This is a genomic window from Brevundimonas bacteroides DSM 4726 (assembly GCF_000701445.1).
Lineage (GTDB): Bacteria > Pseudomonadota > Alphaproteobacteria > Caulobacterales > Caulobacteraceae > Brevundimonas > Brevundimonas bacteroides.
The window spans coordinates 101,224-121,471 of the sequence record NZ_JNIX01000015.1 but is presented as its reverse complement, the minus strand read 5'-3'; the positions used below and the strand labels follow the sequence as shown (position 1 = coordinate 121,471).

The following is a 20,248-nucleotide window of genomic DNA, read 5'->3' as shown; positions in this document are numbered from 1 at the left end:
CGTCGGCTTCCTGTAATCGGTTACATGACATGGCCGTAACCGCAACCGCAAGGGCCAAGATTTCGCCATAAGCAAAAAAATGCGGCTGGGAGCCCCGGGCGGCCTCAGGGGCGGATGCGGGCGTAGTAGGCTTCGATCAGGTCCAGCCGGTCCGCATGTGGCATCTGAATGACCCGAGGACCGTCGTTGGTGAACTCGAGCAGCCTGTCATCGTCGGAGGTCGGCCAGAGCGGACCCGGGTCCGCCCCCGGCGCGCCGGTTTTCGCGAGGCCCGTCCAGTAATCGGCCATCAGGGTCGCCGCAGCCTGGTCCCGGGCCTGCATGGGCCGCCCGACGGTGTGGAGATTGTCGAAGACGTAGGGGCGTTCCGAGGCATGAGTCGCGCCGCCGCTGGGCTCCGGGTTGGACGCAGCGACGACGTCGAAGCGGTAGAGCCAAGGCGCATGACCGGCTCGCCGGTGCAGCCGGGCCAGATGCCGCGCGGGCTCGTTGAACACGAGGTCGCTGACGATGTGGGCGTCGTAGCCGTCGGGACCGCCGTAGGCCTGGAGCAGCGCCGCGTGCTCGGCGTCCGTCAGGGCGTCGTCGAGACGGCCGTAGGCGCCTGCGTCGGTGGGGCGGATCCACCAGAACTCAGCGCTGTTCGTGCCGATGATCAGGGGCACGGGCGCCTGGCGGGCTGCGGCGAAGGCTTCGACGACATCCTCGGGCACGACTTGGCCATCGACGATCAGGTTGTCGGAGTAGAAGGCGGGCATGGGCGTCAGCAGGCGCTCGGCCGGGAGTGCACGCAGCTGGTCGGCGGTCGCCTCGGGGAGGCCGGCGGAGCGGGCGAACTGGAGCCCCAGGGACTGGGCCGAAGGGCGACCTGGCCGATCCTCGGACAACAGGGCCGATCGCTGGCGGCCGAGACCGGACTGGACGATGGCGGCGTGAAAGAGCCCTTGGGCGGCGGGGGCGACCATCAGCTGGGTGACGGCGGCCCCGCCGGCGGACTCGCCAAAGATGGTGACGCGGCCGGGGTCGCCTCCGAAGGCGGCGATGTTGTCGCGCACCCATTCCAGCGCCGCGACCTGGTCCATGACGCCGTAGTTGCCGGCGGGCGTGTCGGCCGCGCGCTCGGCAGCCAGGGCCGGATGGTCGAAGAAGCCGAGCCGACCGAGGCGGTAGTTGATCGTGACCACGACCACGCCCCGGCGCGCCAAGTTGGTGCCGTCATAGAGCTCTGCGGTGCCCGAGCCGTTGTTGTAGCCACCGCCGTGGATCCAGACCATGACGGGTAGACGCTCGGCTCCCGCTGGGTTCCAGACGTTCAGCGTCAGACAGTCCTCGCTCATGGGCAGGGACCCGACGCCGGGATCGCCGTTGGCGGGCGGCTGGATACAGATCGCGCCGGGCCGATCCGCCGCCCGGACGCCGGTCCACGGCTCGACGGGTTGCGGGGGCCGCCAGCGCAATGGACCGACGGGCGGGGCGGCGTAGGGGATGTTCCGGAACGAGGCGACGCCGTCGGCGGTGCGGCCGGTCAAACGGCCTTGGGCGACCTGAACCTCGGGCGGGTCCGATGTCGGCGCAGACAGCAGGGACATTGCGAACACCAGGACCGAAAGCAACATCCGACGATCCTATCCGTTGGGGTCCGGTCGGCAATGGCAGGGGCCATCTGGCGGCGGATGACAATCTGCATTACGGCACGCAGCGAACGCGGTCAGGCGCGCGAAGCGGAGGGATGTCATGACAACCGGACTGGACGGACGCCGCGTGCTTGTCGTGGAGGACGAATCCCTGGTGGCCATGCTGCTGGAGACCATGCTGGAAGACATGGGCTGCACCCCGGTCGGCCCGATCGGCACGGTCGATGAGGCGCTGGAGGTCATCGCCGCCGATTCCGCTCTGGACGCTGCCCTGCTGGACGTGAACGTCGCGGGTCGAGCCGTGTTCCCGGTCGCCCAGGCGCTGGCGGACAAGGACGTGCCGTTCCTGTTCTCCACCGGCTATGGCGAAGGTGGGCTACCAGACGACTGGCGTGGACGGCCGACGATCCAGAAGCCCTTCACAGAGGCGACGGTGCGCGAGGCCCTGCAGAAGACGCTGGGGATCAGCCTGGCCTGATCCGCTGGAGGATCGCTTTCGCCGCGTTGTGACCCGGTGCGCCTGTGACCCCGCCGCCGGGATGAGCGCCGGATCCGCACAGATAGAGCCCCGCAACCGGCATGCGATGATCGGCGTGGCCGAGCACGGGCCGCGCGCTGAACAGCTGATCCAGCGTCAGGCGGCCGTGGAAGATGTCTCCCCCGATCAGGCCGAAGCGGCGCTCCAGATCGAGCGGGGTGAGCGCCAGACGGCCGACGACCGAGGCCTTGAAGCCCGGCGCCGACCGGTCGACCGTGTCGATCACTAGATCGGCCACCGTCTCGCGATGATCGTCCCAGCTGCGGCCGTCGGGCAGCTGAGGCGCGACGTGCTGGCAGAACAGGCTGGCGACGTGGGCGCCCGGCGGGGCGAGGCTGTCGTCCAGCGTCGAGGGGATCAGCATCTCGATGATCGGCTGGGACGACCAACCGGTCAGGCGGGCCTCGGCGTGGGCGCGGTCCATGTAGGCGAGACTGGGCGCCAGGATGATCCCGGCCGTCAGGTGGTCGCCGGGCTTTGGCCGGGCCGTGAAGCGCGGCAGTTCGGACAGGGCGACGTTCATGCGGAAAGTGCCCGACCCCGAGGCATAGCGGCCGATCCGCTCGCGGAAGTCCGTCGGGACCACGGCAGGATCGACCAGTCGGTCGAACAGCAGGCGCGGGTGGACATTGGCGACGACTGCGCGGGCGCGGACCATGTCGCCAGCCGCCGTGAGGACGCCGACCGCCCTGCCCTTCTCCGTCAGAACCTCGACGACCTCGGCGTCGAGGCGGATGTCGACCCCAGCCTCGAGGCAGGCAGCCGCCATGGCCTGGGTGATGGCGCCCATGCCGCCGATGGCGTGGCCCCAGGCGCCGCGCCTGCCGTTCACCTCGCCGAAGACGTGGTGGAGCAGGACGTAGGCCGACCCAGGCGTATAGGGGCTGGCGTAGTTGCCCACCACGCTGTCGAAGCCAAACAGCGCCTTGATCGGGTCGCTCTCGAACCAGCCGTCCAGCCAGTCGCCAGCGGACTTGGCGAAGAGGTCCAGCAGGTCGCGGCGGCCGGTAAGGTCCAGCCCGCCCAGCCGACGGGCCAGGGACGCCGACTTCAGCATTTCCGGCAGGGCGTCGCGCCAGCCGCCGTCAGAGAGATTGGGCGGTATCTCGAGCACCAGCGCGCGCAGGATGTCGGCGACGGCTTCCAGACGGCGTTCGTATTCAGGCAGGCGTTCAGCGTCGCCGGGAGAGAACTGCGCCACCGACTTCCCGGTGCGCCCCTCCCCCGCTTCGAGAGATCGTCCATCGGGGAGCGGCAGGAAGTTTGACATCCGCCGCTCGACCACCCTCAGCCCGTGCCGCGCCAGGTCCATGTCGGCGATGACGCGGGGGTTCAACAGGCTGACGGTATAGCTGGCGGTGGAGTTGCGAAAACCGGGGTGGAACTCTTCCGTTACGGCGGCCCCGCCGATGATGGAGCGTCGCTCTAGCACCGTGACCTTCAGTCCGGCGCGAGCCAGGTAGAAGGCGCAGACGAGGCCGTTGTGGCCGCCGCCTATGATGACGATGTCGGTGTCTGTCCTCGGCATTACGGGGATTGGAGAGCGGCGTGCCGCAGGTCCTGGAGATTGGCCGACCCGGTGCAGAAACAGGTGGTCCGCAGCTGTCGGATGGCGAGGTCGAAATGCTCCACAACCGCATCGGAAGACCGAGTAGCGGCCTCCAGGACGCCGGCTGCCTGTCCAACGATATCTGCGCCGAGCCGAATCGCCTTGGCCGCGTCCACGCCGTTTCGAATGCCGCCAGAGCCGATCAGCGTTGCCTCAGGACAGGCCGCGCGGACGTCGGCGATGGCGCGCGCGGTGGGGATGCCCCAGTCGGCGAAGGCGAGCGCGTGGGCCTTGTCGGCAGGCGATGTCGCACGCTGGCCCTCGATCAGGCCCCAGTTCGCGCCCCCTGCCCCGGCCACATCAATGACGGCCGCGCCCATGCCGATCAGTCGGCGCGCGGTCGGTGCGGAAATCCCGGCCCCAGTTTCCTTGACCACGACCGGCGCGTTCAGACTGCGGATGAGGGCTTCAAGCGCAGCGGCGACGCCCCACCAGTCGCGGTCGCCCTCGGGCTGGCAGGCCTCCTGCAAGGGGTTCAGGTGCACGATCAGGGCGTCGGCGCCGATCATCTCCATGACCCGCCGGGCCTGATCCACGCCGACGCCCTGGGTCAGCTGGGCCGCGCCTATGTTGGCGAGGATCGGCGTGTCGGGGGCCCGGTCGCGGAGCGAGGCGTTCAGTCCGCCGTCGGCCCCGCCCTCCAGCGCGCCGCGCTGGGAGCCGACGGCGAGCGCGATGCCCAGCGCCTGGGCGGCCTCGGCCAGATGGGCGTTGATCGCCTCGGCGCGGGACGGGCCGCCGGTCATGGAGCTGATCAGGAACGGCGCCTTCAGCCGCCGCCCCAGAAAATCGACGCCCAGATCGATCTTGGCGTGGTCCAGGTCCGGCAGGGCCTCGTGGACGAAGCGGACGGCGTCGAAGCCGGCGTCGCGCGCATGGCGGCCGCCGCCGGACAGGACGACGTCCAGATGCTGGTCCTTGCGGTCGCGGATGACGTCGTCGCTCATGACATCCTGCTTAGCGACGCGCGGTCGCGGTTGGAACCATGCGCGGCGCGGCGTAGGGTCGATCCATGACGATCGTCTGGTTCACCCTGCTGACGCTGGCCGTCTTCTTCCTCATGGAAGGGGTCGCCTGGACAACGCACCGCTACATCATGCATGGGCCGCTCGGCTGGGGCTGGCACCGCGATCACCATGAGCCGCACGACAAGACCTTCGAGGTCAACGACCTCTATGGCGTGGTCGGGGCCGTGGTCGGGACCGGTCTGTTCGTCGTCGCCTGGTTGACGGACCTTTGGTGGGTGCGGGCGACCGCACTGGGCGTCACGCTGTACGGCGTGGTCTACGCCTTCGTGCACGACGGCCTGGTGCACCAGCGATGGCCGTTCCACTGGATGCCGAAGAACGGTTATGCGCGGAGGCTGGTTCAGGCGCACAAGCTGCATCACGCGGTTCAGACGCGCGATGGGGCCGTGTCGTTCGGCTTCGTCTTCGCGCCAAACCCCCAGCGGCTCAGCGCCATCCTGAAGGCGCGCCGGGCAGAGCGCGCCGCGACGGACATCCCGGCCGAGTGACGCGGGAACGCCAGACCGTCGTCGGCCTGACGCTGGCCGCCGTCATCGTGGGCGGCTGGATGACGCTGCACGTCTGGGGCGTGTTCTTTCAGCCGCTGTCGGGAACAGCGCTGTTCGTGGTCCCGCTGCTGATCCTGACCCAGAGCTGGCTCGGTGCGGGCATGTTCATCGTCGCCCATGACGCCATGCACGGTTCACTGGCCCCCGGTCGCCCCCGCCTCAACGCCGTGATCGGCCAGATCTGCGTCGGGGCCTATGCGGCCTTCTCGTATCGCAAGCTGAACGTCTGCCACCACCAGCACCACCGCGCGCCGGGCACGGCCGAGGACCCCGACTTCCATGCCGAGCGGCCCGAGGCCTTCCTGCCGTGGTTCTATGGCTTCTTCACCCGATACTTCGGCTGGCGCGAGTTCACGATCGTGACGGCGGTGCTGATCGCCTATCTGCTGATCGGGGCGACGGTGGTGAACCTGATCCTGTTCTGGGCCGTGCCCGCGGTCCTCAGTGCGCTCCAGCTGTTCGTGTTCGGGACCTGGCTGCCGCATCGGCATACGGCGGGCGACGGGTTCGCGGATCATCACCATGCGCGGACGATCCCGATGCCGTGGGTCGCGTCGCTTCTGGCCTGCTTCCACTTCGGAATGCATCACGAGCACCACCTGACGCCAGCCGCGCCTTGGTGGAGACTGCCTGAGGTTCGAAAGGCTATGCTGGCGCGTAGCGAACGTCTCTGAATTCTCCCTTCGGCGTGTTCGATTTCACCGCCGCGGGGTCGTCGAAATCCTCGCTGCTCAGACCCGCGTCCACATCGCGGCGCGCGGCGGCGGGGCCCTGCCGCGATCCAGCGTCTGGGTCCAGACGGCGATGAGGGCGCCGCGGCCGAACAGCCACAGCTTCATCAGGCGGCCGACCGAGACACGCTGGCGCCAGACGCCGGGACCGCGTCGGCGGACCTTGCGGCCGATCTCACGGTAGACGCCGCGCGCGGCGGCGATCGCCATGGCCGAGCGGAACGGCAGTCCGCGAAGACCGTCGCGGGCGCTGTCGTAATAGGGTTCGGCGACCGCCAGCAGGCGGGTGGTGACGGCGTGAACCTTGGCTCGGTTCGCGGGATCGGCGACGGCCTCCGCCGTGGGTTCGAGCCCCGCCTCGACCAGCCAGTCGGCGGGGAGGTAGACACGGCCGCCCTCGGCGTCCTCGATGACGTCGCGCGAGATATTGGTCAGCTGGAAGGCCAGGCCCAGGTCCTGGGCGCGGCGCAGCACCTCGGGGTCGGTGACGCCCATGACGCGGGCCATCATGACGCCCACCACCCCCGCGACATGCCAGCAGTAGGCGAGCACATCGTCGATGGTTCGGTAATCGCGGTGCTCCACGTCCATGGCGAAGCCGTCGATCAGGTCCATGGCCCAGCGCTCGGGAAGGCGGTGCCGAATGGCCACGCGCTGAAAGGCGGCGAAGACCGGGTCGGACATAGGCTCGCCGGTCATGGCGCGCCGCGTGAGGTCATAGAGGCGATCCAGCCGACGCTTCTGCTCCTCCGGGGACAGTTCCTCGTGACCGAAGCCGTGATCCTGGCCGTCGATCTCGTCGTCGCAGGCGCGACACCAGGCGTAGAGCAGCCAGGCATCCTCGCGCACCTTGGGATCGAACAGCCGGGAGGCCGAGCGGAAGCTCTTGGATCCCTTGACGATCGACGCCTTCGACGCGGCGAGGATGGCGTCAGTCATCGCGCCTCCGCTTGCTCCAGCATGAGGCCCGCTGTGGCCTTGGCCGAGCCGACGACGCCGGGGATGCCCGCACCCGGATGGGTGCCGGCGCCGACGATGTAGAGGTTCGGGATCACATCGTCGCGGTTGTGCGGCCGGAACCAGGCGCTCTGGGTCAGGATGGGCTCCAGCGAGAAGGCCGAACCGAGGTGGGAGTTCAGGTCGTCCTTGAAGTCCTGGGGCGTCCAGATGCGGGTGGTGACGAGGTCGCGCCGCAGGTTCGGCATGTAGCGTTCCTCGAGATAGTCGATGATCTTCTCGCGGTATTCTGGTCCCTTGACCGACCAGTCGATGTCGGCGGCGCCCAGATGGGGCACGGGCGAGAGGACGTAGTGGCTGGACTGTCCCGGCGGGGCCATCGAGGGATCGGTGGCGCAGGGCGCGTGCAGATATAGCGAAAAGTCCTCGGGCAGTTCGGGGCCTGAGAAGATCTCCGAAATCAGTTCGCGATAGCGCGCGCCGAAGCAGATGGTGTGGTGGGCCAGCTGCGGCTGCGGCGTCGAGACGCCGAAATGCAGCACGAACAGCGACATGGAGAACCGCTTGGACTTCAGAGACTTCCCCTTGGACTGACCGCGTGGCGTGCGGCCCAGCAGCTTGTCGTAGGTGTGGACGACATCGGCGTTGGAGGCGACCATCTCGGCCGGGATGACCTCTCCGCCCTCCAGCACCACGCCGGTGGCGCGGTCCCCTTCCGTCGTGATGCGCTCCACCGAGGCGTTCAGGCGCATGTCGCCGCCCAGGTCGGTGAAGAACTTGCACAGGCCGCCGATCAGGGCCCCGGTGCCGCCCCGCGCGAACCAGACGCCGCCGCGACGCTCAAGCGCGTGGATCAGTCCGTAGACGGAGCTTGTCTTGAACGGGTCGCCGCCGACCAGCAGGGTGTGGAAGCTGAAGGCCTGACGGAGCTGGGGGTCCTTCACATGGCGCGCGACCATGGTGTGGACGCTGTTCCAGCTTTCGAGCCGCATCAGCTGGGGCGCCGCCGCCATCATCGACCAGAAGGACTGGAACGGGACGGTACCGAGCTTGAGGTAACCCTCCTGATAGAGCTCCTCGGAATAGGCGTGGAAGTTGTTGTAGCCCTGGACATCGTCCGGATTGAACGACGCGATCTGGCGCTCCATCGCCTCCTGATCGTCGTTGTAGTCGAACGACCGGCCGTCCTCCCAGCACAGGCGATAGAAGGGATCGACGGGCAGCAACTCGACGTAGTCTTTGAGCACAGAGCCCGTGCCCTCGAACAGCTGCTCCAGGCAGTCTGGGTCGGTGATGACCGTCGGACCCGCGTCGAAGGTGAAGCCGTGCTCCTTCCAGACGTAGGCGCGGCCGCCGGGCTTGTCGCGCTTTTCGACCAGGGTGGTCTGCACGCCCGCGCGCTGGAGCCGAATAGCGAGCGCGATGCCGCCGAACCCGGCCCCGATGACCACCGCCCGTTTTGCCGCGACGTCTCTCATGCGGTTCTTCCTAGACCTGTCTCACGCAGCTGTCGAAGTGCGCGATGAATGGGGACGGGTGGTTTTCCGGTCAGGATGCGCGCCTTGTCCAGCGCCGTGCTCCGTCCTGCGTAGAAGCGCCGCACCAAAGGTTCGCGCAGGCTGTAGAAGCGACGCATGACGCTCCAGCGTTTCGACGGTTCGGCGGCGCGGAATAGCATGCGGTCCAACAGCCGGTAGAAGGCGCGATCGGCCCAGGTCTTCTTGGAATGGGTTTCCAGAAGCTTCCGCAGTCCGGCGGACGACAGGTCATCGGCCTGGGCCACCAGCCGAGCCGTGGCGACAGCGTCGAGCAGGGAATAGCCGGTCGTGGGGTGGAACAGCGCCGCCGACAGGCCGGCGCGGGCGACCGGCGGCCCTTCCGCCCAGAAGGCGTCGATGTCGCCGTCCAGGGCGATGGGCAGGACGCCGTCCTCCTCGTCGACGACCGCCTCGACAGTCCAGCCCCGCGAGCGGATGTAGTCATCGATCCGCCTACGGATGATGTCGCGATCCAGACCAGGGCCGTCGACATAATAGGTATCCTCGACCAGTACCGTGCGCTCATCGAAGGGCAACAGGTAGACGAAGCGATAGGCGTCGCCTTGGGCCACCGTGGCGTCCATGATGGTCGGGCGTGTCAGGCCGTGGGGTTCCGTCAGCCTGACGGTGCGGCCCAGGAACAGCTGCCAACCGAGGTCGAGGTGAGGTGTCGGCGAAGGGCCTCGGGCGTCGATGACCCCACGGGCGCGGATGACGGTCTGGTCAGCCAGGGTGACGGAATCAGGAGCGACGGCCACCGCCTCCCCCCGGATCAGACGGTCGCGCAGCAGGGGCGCGACCGCCTCATGCAGACCTTCCGACGTCATGCTGTTGTAGGGCGTCGCGAGCGAGCGGCTTAGGCCGGGGAAATAGATGTCGTAGCCGCCTTCCCAGCGATGCGGTGTCGCGGGGGCCAACCAGGCGCGATCCTCCGCCGAAATGTCGCCGTCGAAGAAGGACCAGGTGTGCTTGCCGCCGAGACGGCCGCCGCGTTCCACCACGACGACCTTGAGCTCGGGACGGTCCAGCGCGAGACGCCAGACGATCAGGCTGGAGGCCAGGCCGCCGCCGACGAGGATCAGATCAGGGTCGCCGGAAGCCATGACCGACACTTAGAGACAAAAGGGCCCCGGCGCGACCGCGCCGGAGCCCCTCTGCGTCATTTCGGCCGCCCTATTCGCGCGGTTCAATGTTCAGGGCGTAGGCCCCCGTCTGGCCCGAAGCGAAGCTGCGGGCCCGGATGATGTATTCACCGTCTTCCTCGACCGACCAGTCGACCTTGGCGTGGGTGTCGGACAGGCCGTCGTCGTCGGATGCGACGCTCATCCACTCGGCACCCTCGCCGCGACCGATGTCGAGGTAGGTGTCGAACTCGTTCGAGACCATGGTCAGGCGCAGCTTGTCGCCGGCCTTCACGCTGATGCGATAGGCGTCATAGAAGCTGCCGTCCTCGGCGATGGCGTCGTCCTCGCCCAGCGACCCGCGCGCGGTGGCCCCGACGATGATGCTGCCTGGCGCCGGCTGGGGACCCCGGTCGACGAGCTCCAGCGAGTAGAGGCCGTCGGCATCCGAGAACAGCGGACCTGCGCGGACGATGAAGTCGCCGGTAGAGGGCAGAATGTAATTCAGACGCGAGTCGGTTCCTTCGCCAAGGCCATCGTCGTCGCTGGCGAGCGCGTAGAAGTCGCCCTCGGGGCTGCCGATCTGAAGATAGGTGTCGAAGTCGCCCGAACGCATGATGAGCTGGATGCGATTGCCCTCCTGGCCCGAAATGCGGAAGGCGTCAAAGCCGCGATTGTCGTCGTCGCGGGGGTCGCCGGCGTTGATCTCGCCCTCGATGGTGCGGCCGTAGGCGAGCGGCGTGGGCTCAGGCTCAGGCGCGGCCTCGGTGAGGGTCAGCTCATAGTCGCCACGGCCATCTTCGGAAAATCCACGCGCCTCGATCGAATAGAGACCGTCTTCGGCGAGCGTATAGGTCAGGCGCGAGTTGGTTCCCTCGCCCGCCCCGTCGTCATCGGAATCGACGACATATCGGCCGCCGCCTTCCCCGGCGTAGAGGTCGAGCCAGGTGTCGAAGTCATCGGAGCTCATGGTCACGACGACGCGCTGACCCGCCCTGCCCTCAAAGGTGTAACCGTCTGCGATCACCCCGCTGTCGTTCTGGCCGTCGTCATCGGAGAGCGCGCCTTCGATCGTGTCGCCGAAGCCGATGGACCGGGTCGACATTGGCGGCGGGCCTTCGGCGATGCCGACGGTGTAAGGACCGGTCTGGGAGCCGCCGAGCGGCGCGGCCCGGATCAGATACTCCCCGTCTGCCGGAGCGGTGAAGACCAGGTAGGAATTCAGATCACCGCCACCGGGTCGATCGTCGTTGGCGGCCAGTTCCTCCCAGCGCCCGCTCAGGGCCATGCCGCCAACCCGCACGATCGGATCGAAAGCCTCACTTCGAAGGGTGACGGCGATACGCTCGCCCTCACGCGCGGTGAAGCTGTAGGCGTCGTAGAGGTAGTTCGAATACTGGTCCTCGCCCTCGTGCTCCGGATCATTGTCCGAGATGTCGCCGTCGATGGTGGAGCCGAGGCGGATGGCGGTCGGGCGGGGAGCGGGCGGCGCCGGGCCGCGGTCGATCATCTTGAGCGCATAGTCGCCGCCTTCCAGTCCGCCGAGAGTGCGAGCCCGAAGGACATAGGTTCCGCCCTCCACCACCGTGTAGCGCAGCCGTGAGTGCAGCCCCTCACCCAGGCCGTCATCATCGGACGCCAGAACCTCGTTGCTGCCCGCCCGCGTAAGCTCCAGATAGGAATCGAAGGCGTCCGAACGCATGGTGATCTCGAGCCGCTGACCGGCGCGGGCGTCGATCGCATAGAGGTCGTAGACGTACTGGCCCATGTCCGGGTCGTCGACGCGAGCGTCGTCGTCGGTCAGGGCACCGGAGACATCCTGGTCGAGACGCAAGGGCGTCGGGTCCTGGGCCAGGGCAGAGCCTGCCGAGGCGAACAGCGCAATCGCGCTGACGGTAGCGATGATGGTCGAGCGGCGCATGGTTTCCCCCGTTGTGCGTGGCCAACATAGACGCCGATCCGTGACGGCTGTAAATCGCCCGCGACCCTTCGGATTCTGACGAGACGGGAGCCCCTCCGTGGCCCATGATGACGTGCGCGCGAGGCTGATCGACGGCAAAGCCTTTGCTGCCGGTCTGGTGGAACGGGTCGCGGCGGCGGCGGCACGATTGGAAGCCGCTCACGGCATCAAGCCCGGGCTCGCTGTCGTCATCGTCGGCGAGGACCCCGCCAGCCAGATCTATGTCCGCAACAAGGGCGAGACGACCGCCCGAGCGGGCATGCGGTCGGACACCCATCGACTGGCCGAAACGACCACGCAGGCAGAGTTGCTGGCGCTGATCGCGCAGCTGAACGCCGATGCGGGCATCCACGGGATTCTGGTGCAGTTGCCTCTGCCCATCCATATCGATTCGGCGGCCGTGCTGGGGGCGATCGATCCGGACAAGGACGTGGACGGGTTCCATGTCGTCAACGCCGGGCGGCTGGCGGTCGGGCTGCCGGGGCTGGTTCCCTGCACGCCGCTCGGGTCGGTGATGCTGCTGAAGGAGGCGCTGAGCGAACTGTCGGGGCTGAACGCCGTGATCGTCGGGCGGTCCAATATCGTCGGCAAGCCGATGGCGCAGTTGCTGCTGGCCGAAAACTGCACGGTGACCGTGGCTCACTCGCGTAGCCGGGACCTGCCCGCCTTGTGCCGCGCGGCGGACATCCTCGTGGCTGCGGCCGGCCGACCGGAGATGATCCGGGGCGACTGGATCAAGCCGGGCGCTACGGTGATCGACGTCGGCATCAACCGCGTCCCGTCGGCCGACCCGGTCAAGGCGGCGGAGGGCAAGACCCGCGTGGTCGGGGACGTGGCCCTTGCCGAGGCGGTCGAGATGGCCGGGGCGATCACGCCTGTGCCGGGCGGCGTCGGGCCCATGACGATCGCCTGCCTGCTGGCCAACACCTATACCGCAGCCTGCCGTGCGGCCGGGGTGGAGCCAGAGACGCTGGCGGGCTGATCACGGCGCTTGAAGAGCCGTCATCTTGTGATGATAGTCCGCGTCATGTCCGGCTGGGACTGATCAAGGGGGTGTTCATGGCTCGCGGTCCGCATCGTCTCGTCGTCACCCTGGGAGTCCTGGCGCTCGGCCAGGGTGTGGCCGCCTGTGGCTACAACGACATTCCGACCAAGCAGGAGCGGGCCGAGGCCGCCTGGGCCGATGTGCAGAGCCAATACCAGCGTCGCGCCGACCTGATCCCCAACCTGGTCGCCACGGTTCAGGCCGCCGGCATCCAGGAGCGCACAACCCTGACCGAAGTGATCGAAGCGCGGAACGCCGCGGTCTCCACGCCGCTGACAACAGAGCAACTTAGCGATCCGGCGGCCGTGCAGGCTTTCGTGAACGCGCAGGGCCGGGTCACGGCGGGCGTGCGCTCGCTGGGCGTTCTGGTCGAGGCCTATCCGCAGCTGCGGGCCAATGAGAACTTCCTGAACCTGCAGTCGCAGCTGGAAGGCACGGAGAACCGCATCACTATCGCGCGGCGCGACTACAACGAGGCCGTTCGCGACTACAACACCAGTCTGCGGACTTTCCCGACGGTGATCTGGGCCAACACCGTGTTCTCGGGCGAGGAGCCGATGCAGCTGTTCAACGCCACCGACGAGGCGCAGTCGGCGCCGCGTGTCGAATTCAATCTGAACGGCGCGCCCGCCCCGGCCGGAAACGCCGCGCCCGGCGGGGCCGCGGCCTCCGTCGCGCCCGGATCGACGCCTCCCGCCCAGTGACACTCATCTCCGGGATCCGCACGACCCGGGCTGTCTGGGTCATCGTCCTCCTCTGCCTCGCGTCAGTCCTGACGTTCGCAGGCGGCGCGGTAGCACAACCGTCCTTCCCATCACTGAGCGGCCGCGTCGTCGATCAGGCGCGGCTGCTGTCGGAGGCGAAGGAAGCGGAGATCACCGCCAAGCTGGAGGCGCTGGAGGCTGAGACCAGCGACCAGTTGGTCGTCGTCACCGTCGACAGCCTTCAGGATCTCGAGATCGAGGACTACGGCTATCAGCTCGGCCGGGCCTGGGGCATCGGCCAGGAGGGCGAGGACAACGGCGTCCTGCTGATCATCGCGCCCAATGAGCGCAAGGTCAGGATCGAGGTAGGCTATGGCCTGGAGCCCATCCTGACGGATGCCTTGTCCAACCAGATCATCCAGTCCCAGATCTTGCCGCCCTTCCGTGAGGGCGGGTTCGAGCGCGGCATCACTGCCGGGGTCGACGCGATCGACGCCCAGCTGAGGCTCGATCCGGCCGAAGCGCAGGCGCGCGCGGCGGCGGCAGAGCCGACGGACCCTGAGCTGCCTGCCTATCCGGCGGTCATCATCACCCTGATCTTCCTGTTTCTGTTCATCAATATCATGAGAGCGGTCGGCGGCGGGGGACGCCATAGACGTCGCCGCAATGGCGTCGATCCCGTTCTGGTGTGGACGGCGGCCGAGGTGCTCGGAAGCGCGAACCGGAACCGGTCCAGTGGTGGGTCGGACTGGGGCGGAGGCGGTTTCGGCGGCTTTTCCGGCGGCGGCGGGAGTTTCGGCGGCGGAGGCGCGTCAGGCGGATGGTGAAGCGCATCTCTCAGGCCGACCATGCCCGGATCGCGGCCGCCATTCAGGCCGCCGAGGCGGACACAGCGGGCGAGATTTTCTGCGTTCTGGCGCGGGAGGTCTCGACATATCGGGACGTGAGCCTTCTGTGGGCTGCAGGCGCGGCCTTCGTCCTTCCCTTGGCGCTGATTCCGTTTGGCTTCGAGGCCTCGTGGATTCCCGGAATCTCTGCGGGATGGGACGCGGCGCATCTGGCCGGGCGCGTGACGGAGACCAGCCAGTCGCTGGCGGCCTATGCCCTTGTTCAGGCGGCGGTCTTCCTGTTCGTCTATGCCGCCGTGCGCCTGCCGACCTTGCGTCGGCTGACAACTCCCCGGGCTGTGCGTCGGGCGCGGGTGAGAAAGGCGGCGTTACATCAGTTCCTGGCCCACGGCCTGCACGTCACCGAGGAGCGCACGGGCGTGCTGATCTTCGCGGCCCTGGGCGACCATCAGGTCGAGGTCATCGCCGACAGCGGCATCCATTCCCGCGTCGACCAGTCGGTCTGGGCCGAGGCGGTGGAAGCTCTGACCGACGGGCTGCGCTCTGATCGACCGGCGAACGGCTTTGAGGCAGCGATCGGCCTCGTGGGTGGCGTTCTGGCGGAGCATTTCCCGCCACGCCCGCGCAATCCGAACGAAATTGCCGACCGGCTGGTGGAAATCTGAGGCCGGTCGGGTCGCCAAGCGGCGGCAAATGGCTTAGCCCATCCGGCCGTGCGCCTCCTCACCTACAATGTGCATCGCTGCGTCGGCGTGGATCGGCGGCTGGACGTCGAGCGCATCGCGGCCGTCATCGCAGAACATGAGCCGGACATCGTCTGCCTGCAGGAGTTGGACGTCGGTCGGGCCCGCACGGGCGGCGTGGATCAGGCCAAGGCGATCGCGGATCGGCTGTCGATGGCGGTGCGGTTTCACGCCGCCATGCGCATCGAGGCGGAAGAGTATGGCGATGCGATCCTGACACGCTGGCCCGAGCGGCTGATCCGGGTGGGGGCATTGCCGACCGTGCAGGGCATTCCGGGGCTGGAGCCGCGCGGGGCGCTGTGGGTCAAGGTGGAGATCGAGGGCGTCGAACTGAACGTCATCAACACCCACCTGGGCCTCGTTCCGCGCGAACAGAGGCTTCAGGCGGCGGCGCTGGTCGGCAAGGACTGGGTCGGCCATCCGGAGTGCGTGGGGCCGACGCTGCTGGCGGGCGATTTCAATGCGACGTCGATGACGCGGCCCTATCAGACCATCGCGCGCAGACTGGCCGACTGCCAGCGCCAGCTGGGGCTGCGGCCGTCGGTGAAGACCTTTCCGTCCGGCTTTCCGGCCATCCGGATCGACCATGTGTTCGTCACGCCGGACGTGCGGATCACGGGCGTGAAGGCCCCCTTCTCGCCCCTGTCGCGGATGGCGTCGGATCACCTGCCGCTGGTGGTGGATTTCGAGGTTCAGGCCGGGAGCTGAGGCCGCTGGGAGCGGTTTCGCCGCTTCCACGGACGCCAGGCGTCGGCGGGCGAGACGGGATCGCCGATCTGGAACTCGGCGACGGTGCGTTGGATCACGGAGGGCGGCGTGGCTCCGAGCGGGGTCAGGCGGCCGGTGTCGAACTGACGCATAGCCTTGCCGGTCGAGCCGAGCACGGCCTCGGCGGCGGCGAATTCGTCTCCGGTCACGCCGATGAAGTGGGCAATGGTTCGGTGGCGGAAGCGACGAAGGGCGTCCCAGCCGGTCGCGTCCTCCGGCGCGACGGCGACGTCGCACTCCGTGTCCATGCCCAGCGACCGGTTGTTGAGGTTGGTCGAGCCGATCCGCAGGATGCGGTCGTCGACGATCGTCACCTTGGCGTGGACGATGATGCGCTCGCCGCCGGCTGTATTGGGGCTGAAGGCGAAGAAGCGGTCGTGGCGGTCAGCGCTCTCCAGCCGGAACAAGACCTCAGCGCGGGCCGTGTCCATGGTCATGCTGTCGAACCAGCTGGGGCTGCGGCCGGTCGAGACCAGGACGACCTCCGGCCCGTCCGGCTCCGCCAGCCGCTCGGCCAGGGCGGCGGCGATGACGGGCGAGGTAAAATACTGGTTCTCCATGTAGATCAGACGCTTCGCTTGGCGGATGGCCTCGACGTGCAGCCGTTCATTTTCGCGCACCTCGGCGCGGCCGCCGTGAGCGGGCTCGGTGCGGGCGATGGCGACGGGAACGTCGTGGAGGTCGGGTTCCACGCCGTCGGGCCAGGGGTCGAAGCCGTCCGGGTCGGGCAGGGTCCGCTCCCAGGTGGCCTTGAACCAGCGTTCGCGGGCCAGATCGCCTAGCGCGCGCGCGGCCGGGCCGTCCATGACGCACATGGTCTCGTGTCTGGGCGGCGAGATCGCGCCGGAGGGCTGGGCGCGGCGCAGGTCGTCGTCGCGGTGGGCCTCCGAATCCCAGCGGTCGGTCGAGATGTCCCCTCCCCCGCAGAAGGCCACGGCGTCGTCGATGACCACGACCTTCTGGTGGTGACAGGCTCCGAGCGGGCCGGGCTGGTCCAGCCGGAACTCGACCATGCGCTTCCTGAACCAGCCCTGGGCGCGGTGCGGGTAGAAGCCCTGCGACGCGGCGATCAGCAGCGGCGATTTCCAGATCAGCAGGCGGACATCCAGCTCGGGCCGCGTCTTGACCATCATGCGGAGCTGGTGGCCGATCTCAGCCTGGCGGTCGCCGGGGCGAGTCTCGGGATCCAGACGGGTGCGCGGATCGAACTGCCAGCCCAGGATCACGACCGACCGCCGGGCCTTCGACAAGGCCGAGGCCAGGGCGTCGAAGTAGGCCTCGTTCTCCATCAGGACGGCGAAGCGGGTGGCGCGCGGCACGCGCCAGCACGTGTCACCGGGGGTCAGCACGCTCGCGGCGTCGAGGGCCGGTCGGTGATCGGCCTCCTGGTACATGCTGTGGCGTCTCCCTGATCCTGAGCGGAGATGCCCGGTCGCGTGAAGACGCGCGGGAAGCTTATCCGTTCCACGCGGTCCGGGTCGGGTCAACGCCGCGCGACCACCCTGCATTGTCCGGTTCGCCGAAATCGGGTATCAGGGCCGCCGTCCTGGGGGAGATGAACACGTGCAGGCGCTGATCGAACTGCTTGCCGGCTTCATCGTCATGCTGGCCACGGCCGCCCTGGCGCAGTTCGGGGTGTCGTTGGATCGGCCCGCCGAGCCCCAGCCGGAAGTCCGCCGCGTGGTCGACTGCGCACCTTCTACCTCGGTCGCCGCGCCGGCCGACGCGCCCCGCGACTGCTGATTTTCCTCCCCTCTGAATCGTACCCGAAGCCTTCCGGGACAGGGGCTTAGTCGCTAGGGTCCGGCCCTCGCACACGACTGGCGTTTGCCCACCCGAGAAACCGCCTCCCATGAAGTCCCGTCATCGGCCGCCCCTGACCCTGACCGACCCCACGCCCGAAGCCGAGGCTGCGCCGGAGCGGGCGGACGCCGGGTCAGAGCCGTCTGTGGACACGCACGGCGGGGACAGACCGGTCGAGGTTCCCGCGATGGATGGGCTGCGCCCCATGTCCGAGCGCCGCCGCCGTCGCCTGCTGGAGCAACAGCGACTGGATCAGGAGGCCGCGCTCGCTCCGCCGCCCGCGCCTGAACCGCAGCCCGCCACCCTATCGGACGTTGCGGTCGCGACCGCCGAACCGGAACCCGCGCCCCAGCCGATCACCTTCGCCACAAGCGCCGACGCCCCGCCTGCGATGCGGGGGACTGCGCCGTCGCCGGCGCCGTTGACGGTGAAGTCCAATGTCGCGCCGCCTTCGTCGGGTCGGACCTATCTGATCGCGGGCGTCGCCGCGGCCTTGTGGATCGGCGGGGTGGCGTCTTGGGCGGCGTATGAGATCGGGGCGGGCGATGTCACGCTCGATCCGCTGCGTCTGGCGCTCTATGCCCTGATCGCGCTCGCCCCGGCGGGGCTGGCGGTGATGCTGGCCCACGCGGTGCGACAAGGCACGGGATTGGCGGCGGAAACGCGGCGTGCTCGCGATCTGGCCGAGGCGCTGGTGGCCCCCACGGCGCTGGCGGCCCAGCAGACCGGCGAGGTGCTGGCGACGCTGAGGAACGACATCGACCAAGCGGCGCTGGCGGCCGAGCGGGCGCGCAACGACATGGCCCTGTTGCGCGAAGCTCTCGCGTCCGAGACGCAGCGTCTGAACGACGCGGCCGAGGTGGCTAGCCGCACGGCGCGCCGCCTGACCGAACAGCTGGGCAAGGAACGCGAGGAGATGGCGACGCTGGGCGGCCGTCTGGACAAGCAGGCGTCCGGGGTGCTGGACGCCGTCGAGAAGCAGTCCCGTCTGATCGTCGATGCCTCTGACCTGGCGCAAACCCAGCTGAGGGAGGCGGAAGCCGCCCTGGCCGCGCGCGCCGCCGATCTGGCGGCCGCCGCGACGGAGGCGCAGGACGCGGCGCGTCTGGCCGCCGACGATCTGGCGCGCCAGACGCTGAGGCTGGAGAACGCCGGCACCGGCGTCGCGGAACAGATCCAGTCGGTCGAGGAAGGTCTGAGCCAGCAGCGGGCAGCGCTGGTCACGGCGGCCTATGCGCTGCGGACCGATCAAGAGGACTTCTCCGCGCAGGTGGAGAGCCAGCGGGCCCAGCTTACCGAACAACTGTCGGCCGCGCGGTCGGTCACGGCCGATCTGGGCGATACGACGACCAAGGCGTCCGAAAGCGTTCGCGATCTGGTGGAGGCGGCGACGGATCAGTTCCGCGCCTTGGTCGACCTGTCGCAGCGGGAGGCCGATGGTTTTGACGCCGCCACCAAGGTCTCGCTCGACAAGTTCGAGGCGCTGGCGGCCGAAGCGCGTGACACCCTGATCGAGGAAACGCGGCGAGCGCTGGCGATCCTGCAGGCCACGGCCGAGCAAAGCCGCCAGACCGCGACGGATGCGACGACCCAGGCCCAGATTCACGCCGACCGGCTGGGAGAAGCACTGTTCGATGCCGCTCGTAAAGCCGACGAGGCCGCCGATGCTCGGGTCGAGGGGGCGCGCCGGATCGTGCTGGAAACCACCGACCTGGTGGACGAGGCAGGTCAGAAGGCGATCGACAAGCTGCAGGCCACGCTCGCCCGCATGACCCAGGCCCTGGCCGAAGTCGATGCCGCGATTGGCGATCTGGACGAACGCGCCGCCCGGCTGCCCGAGGAAACCCGCGCGCGGGCCGAAGCCGTTCGGGTGACAGTCGAGGACGGTCTGGCGGCGCTGGCGGCGGCATCGCGCAAGGCCGCCGAGGATACCGAGGCCCTGGACGCGGGCTTCCAGGAGCGGGTGCGGCGCAACTACGACATGCTGACCGAGGCCGTGCGTCTGATGGGCGTGGTGTCAGGCGATCCCGCACCCATCCGGCGGCGCGAGCCGCCGCTGGAGCCCGTGCCACCGGCTGTCGCGGCGCCTTCGGCGCCGACCGCGCGCGAGACCGAGAGGGCAGCGCCCGAACGCGAGCGCGGATTTGGTCTGCGCGGGCGACTGCGCCTTGCCCCCACCGTCGAGGACCCTGGCACGCGCGCCGCACTGCCCGCGGCTGACCGGCTCGACTGGGCCGACCTGGTCGATGACTCCGGGCCGCAGGCACCACTAGAACTGGATACTCCGGTGATGCCGGAAGACGCGGGCGCTCTGGCCGACCGGATCACGGCTGCGATCCGGCGCATGGGGGTCGATCCCAACGCGCTTCTACCCCGGTCGCGGGTGGAGGAGGCGGCGGAGGCCTTCGCCAGCCGCGATCCCGACCGGGCGCGCCAGATTGTGCGTCGGGTGGCCCCGGCCGCAGTCCGCAGCGTGTCGCGCCGGGTCATCAGCGATCCGGAGCTGCGCGGCGACGCCGAGCGGTTCGTGCGGGGTCAGGCCGCTCGACTGGCGCAGCAGGCCGCGGACGGGGCCTCCGCCGTCATGGCCGTTCTGGCCACGGACACGGGCCGGGCCTTCATGCTGCTGGACGCCGCCATCGGCGATCTCGCCTGACGGTTGATTCAGGGCGG

The 20,248-nt window shown here is 68.8% G+C and carries 18 protein-coding genes; 10 read left to right on the top strand and 8 right to left on the bottom strand.

Translation table 11 applies throughout. The annotated features are described in order from the left end of the window. Positions 1-104: 104 nt before the first annotated feature. Positions 105-1,616 (bottom strand): carboxylesterase/lipase family protein, encoded by a 1,512-nt coding sequence (locus Q333_RS0113970; protein WP_029417843.1) that lies wholly within the window; start codon positions 1,614-1,616, stop codon positions 105-107. Positions 1,617-1,734: 118 nt separating this feature from the next. On the opposite strand from Q333_RS0113970, the gene Q333_RS0113965 reads away from it, so the two are divergent. Then, the gene (locus tag Q333_RS0113965; RefSeq protein WP_029417842.1) at positions 1,735-2,112 is read left to right on the top strand and encodes a response regulator; all 378 of its coding nucleotides are present in this window, start codon (positions 1,735-1,737) and stop codon (positions 2,110-2,112) included. Here Q333_RS0113965 and Q333_RS0113960 read toward each other — a convergent pair. Continuing rightward, entirely contained in the window at positions 2,099-3,700 is a 1,602-nt protein-coding gene (locus Q333_RS0113960) for a phytoene desaturase family protein (RefSeq protein ID WP_029417841.1), read from the bottom strand. The genes Q333_RS0113965 and Q333_RS0113960 overlap by 14 nt on opposite strands. Further along, positions 3,700-4,728 carry a type 2 isopentenyl-diphosphate Delta-isomerase gene (gene fni, locus Q333_RS0113955; RefSeq protein ID WP_029417839.1) on the bottom strand — a complete coding sequence of 343 codons (1,029 nt, stop codon included), beginning with the start codon at positions 4,726-4,728 and terminating at the stop codon, positions 3,700-3,702. The genes Q333_RS0113960 and fni overlap by 1 nt, the downstream gene beginning before the upstream one ends. A 65-nt stretch (positions 4,729-4,793) precedes the next feature. On the opposite strand from fni, the gene Q333_RS0113950 reads away from it, so the two are divergent. Both Q333_RS0113950 and Q333_RS0113945 read left to right on the top strand, forming a co-directional pair. Beyond that, positions 4,794-5,297: a sterol desaturase family protein gene (locus tag Q333_RS0113950; protein ID WP_029417837.1), complete on the top strand. Its 504-nt coding sequence runs from the start codon at positions 4,794-4,796 to the stop codon at positions 5,295-5,297. Further along, a complete protein-coding gene (locus tag Q333_RS0113945; RefSeq protein ID WP_029417836.1) occupies positions 5,294-6,031 on the top strand; it encodes a fatty acid desaturase in 738 nt (245 codons plus the stop codon). Before Q333_RS0113950 ends, Q333_RS0113945 begins: the two co-directional genes overlap by 4 nt. A gap of 57 nt (positions 6,032-6,088) precedes the next feature. On the opposite strand, the gene Q333_RS0113940 is transcribed toward Q333_RS0113945, so the two are convergent. The 4 genes from Q333_RS0113940 to Q333_RS0113925 all read right to left on the bottom strand — a co-directional run bounded on the left by Q333_RS0113940 (position 6,089) and on the right by Q333_RS0113925 (position 11,625). Continuing rightward, complete coding sequence (locus tag Q333_RS0113940; protein ID WP_029417835.1) at positions 6,089-7,027, bottom strand: phytoene/squalene synthase family protein; 939 nt, start codon at positions 7,025-7,027, stop codon at positions 6,089-6,091. Beyond that, positions 7,024-8,523, bottom strand: coding sequence for a phytoene desaturase (locus Q333_RS0113935; protein ID WP_029417833.1), 1,500 nt, complete (start codon positions 8,521-8,523; stop codon positions 7,024-7,026). The genes Q333_RS0113940 and Q333_RS0113935 overlap by 4 nt, the downstream gene beginning before the upstream one ends. Further along, positions 8,520-9,686 (bottom strand): lycopene beta-cyclase CrtY, encoded by a 1,167-nt coding sequence (gene crtY, locus Q333_RS0113930; protein ID WP_029417830.1) that lies wholly within the window; start codon positions 9,684-9,686, stop codon positions 8,520-8,522. The genes Q333_RS0113935 and crtY overlap by 4 nt, the downstream gene beginning before the upstream one ends. Before the next feature lie 70 nt (positions 9,687-9,756). Next, on the bottom strand, positions 9,757-11,625 hold the full coding sequence (locus tag Q333_RS0113925) for a PPC domain-containing protein (RefSeq protein ID WP_029417828.1): 1,869 nt from the start codon (positions 11,623-11,625) through the stop codon (positions 9,757-9,759). 112 nt (positions 11,626-11,737) lie between these two features. Between Q333_RS0113925 and folD the strand changes: the two genes are divergently transcribed. The 5 genes from folD (at position 11,738) to Q333_RS0113900 (ending at position 15,712) form a co-directional block, all read left to right on the top strand. After that, a complete protein-coding gene (gene folD, locus Q333_RS0113920) occupies positions 11,738-12,646 on the top strand; it encodes a bifunctional methylenetetrahydrofolate dehydrogenase/methenyltetrahydrofolate cyclohydrolase FolD (protein WP_407059721.1) in 909 nt (302 codons plus the stop codon). A 77-nt stretch (positions 12,647-12,723) separates the two neighbouring features. After that, a complete protein-coding gene (locus Q333_RS0113915) occupies positions 12,724-13,413 on the top strand; it encodes a LemA family protein (protein WP_029417826.1) in 690 nt (229 codons plus the stop codon). Continuing rightward, positions 13,410-14,240, top strand: a complete 831-nt coding sequence (locus tag Q333_RS0113910) for a TPM domain-containing protein (RefSeq protein ID WP_084176152.1) — start codon at positions 13,410-13,412, stop codon at positions 14,238-14,240. Before Q333_RS0113915 ends, Q333_RS0113910 begins: the two co-directional genes overlap by 4 nt. Continuing rightward, complete coding sequence (locus tag Q333_RS0113905; RefSeq protein WP_029417824.1) at positions 14,234-14,926, top strand: TPM domain-containing protein; 693 nt, start codon at positions 14,234-14,236, stop codon at positions 14,924-14,926. The genes Q333_RS0113910 and Q333_RS0113905 overlap by 7 nt, the downstream gene beginning before the upstream one ends. 48 nt (positions 14,927-14,974) lie before the next feature. Continuing rightward, on the top strand, positions 14,975-15,712 hold the full coding sequence (locus tag Q333_RS0113900; protein ID WP_029417823.1) for an endonuclease/exonuclease/phosphatase family protein: 738 nt from the start codon (positions 14,975-14,977) through the stop codon (positions 15,710-15,712). On the opposite strand, the gene Q333_RS0113895 is transcribed toward Q333_RS0113900, so the two are convergent. Further along, complete coding sequence (locus tag Q333_RS0113895; protein WP_029417821.1) at positions 15,697-17,166, bottom strand: phospholipase D-like domain-containing protein; 1,470 nt, start codon at positions 17,164-17,166, stop codon at positions 15,697-15,699. The genes Q333_RS0113900 and Q333_RS0113895 overlap by 16 nt on opposite strands. Positions 17,167-17,335: 169 nt before the next feature. Here Q333_RS0113895 and Q333_RS0113890 point away from each other — a divergent pair, with 169 nt between their 5' ends. Together Q333_RS0113890 and Q333_RS0113885 are read left to right on the top strand one after the other, a co-directional pair. Further along, a complete protein-coding gene (locus Q333_RS0113890; protein WP_029417819.1) occupies positions 17,336-17,515 on the top strand; it encodes a hypothetical protein in 180 nt (59 codons plus the stop codon). 109 nt (positions 17,516-17,624) lie between these two features. After that, entirely contained in the window at positions 17,625-20,231 is a 2,607-nt protein-coding gene (locus Q333_RS0113885) for a coiled-coil domain-containing protein (protein ID WP_029417817.1), read from the top strand. Positions 20,232-20,248: the final 17 nt, after the last annotated feature.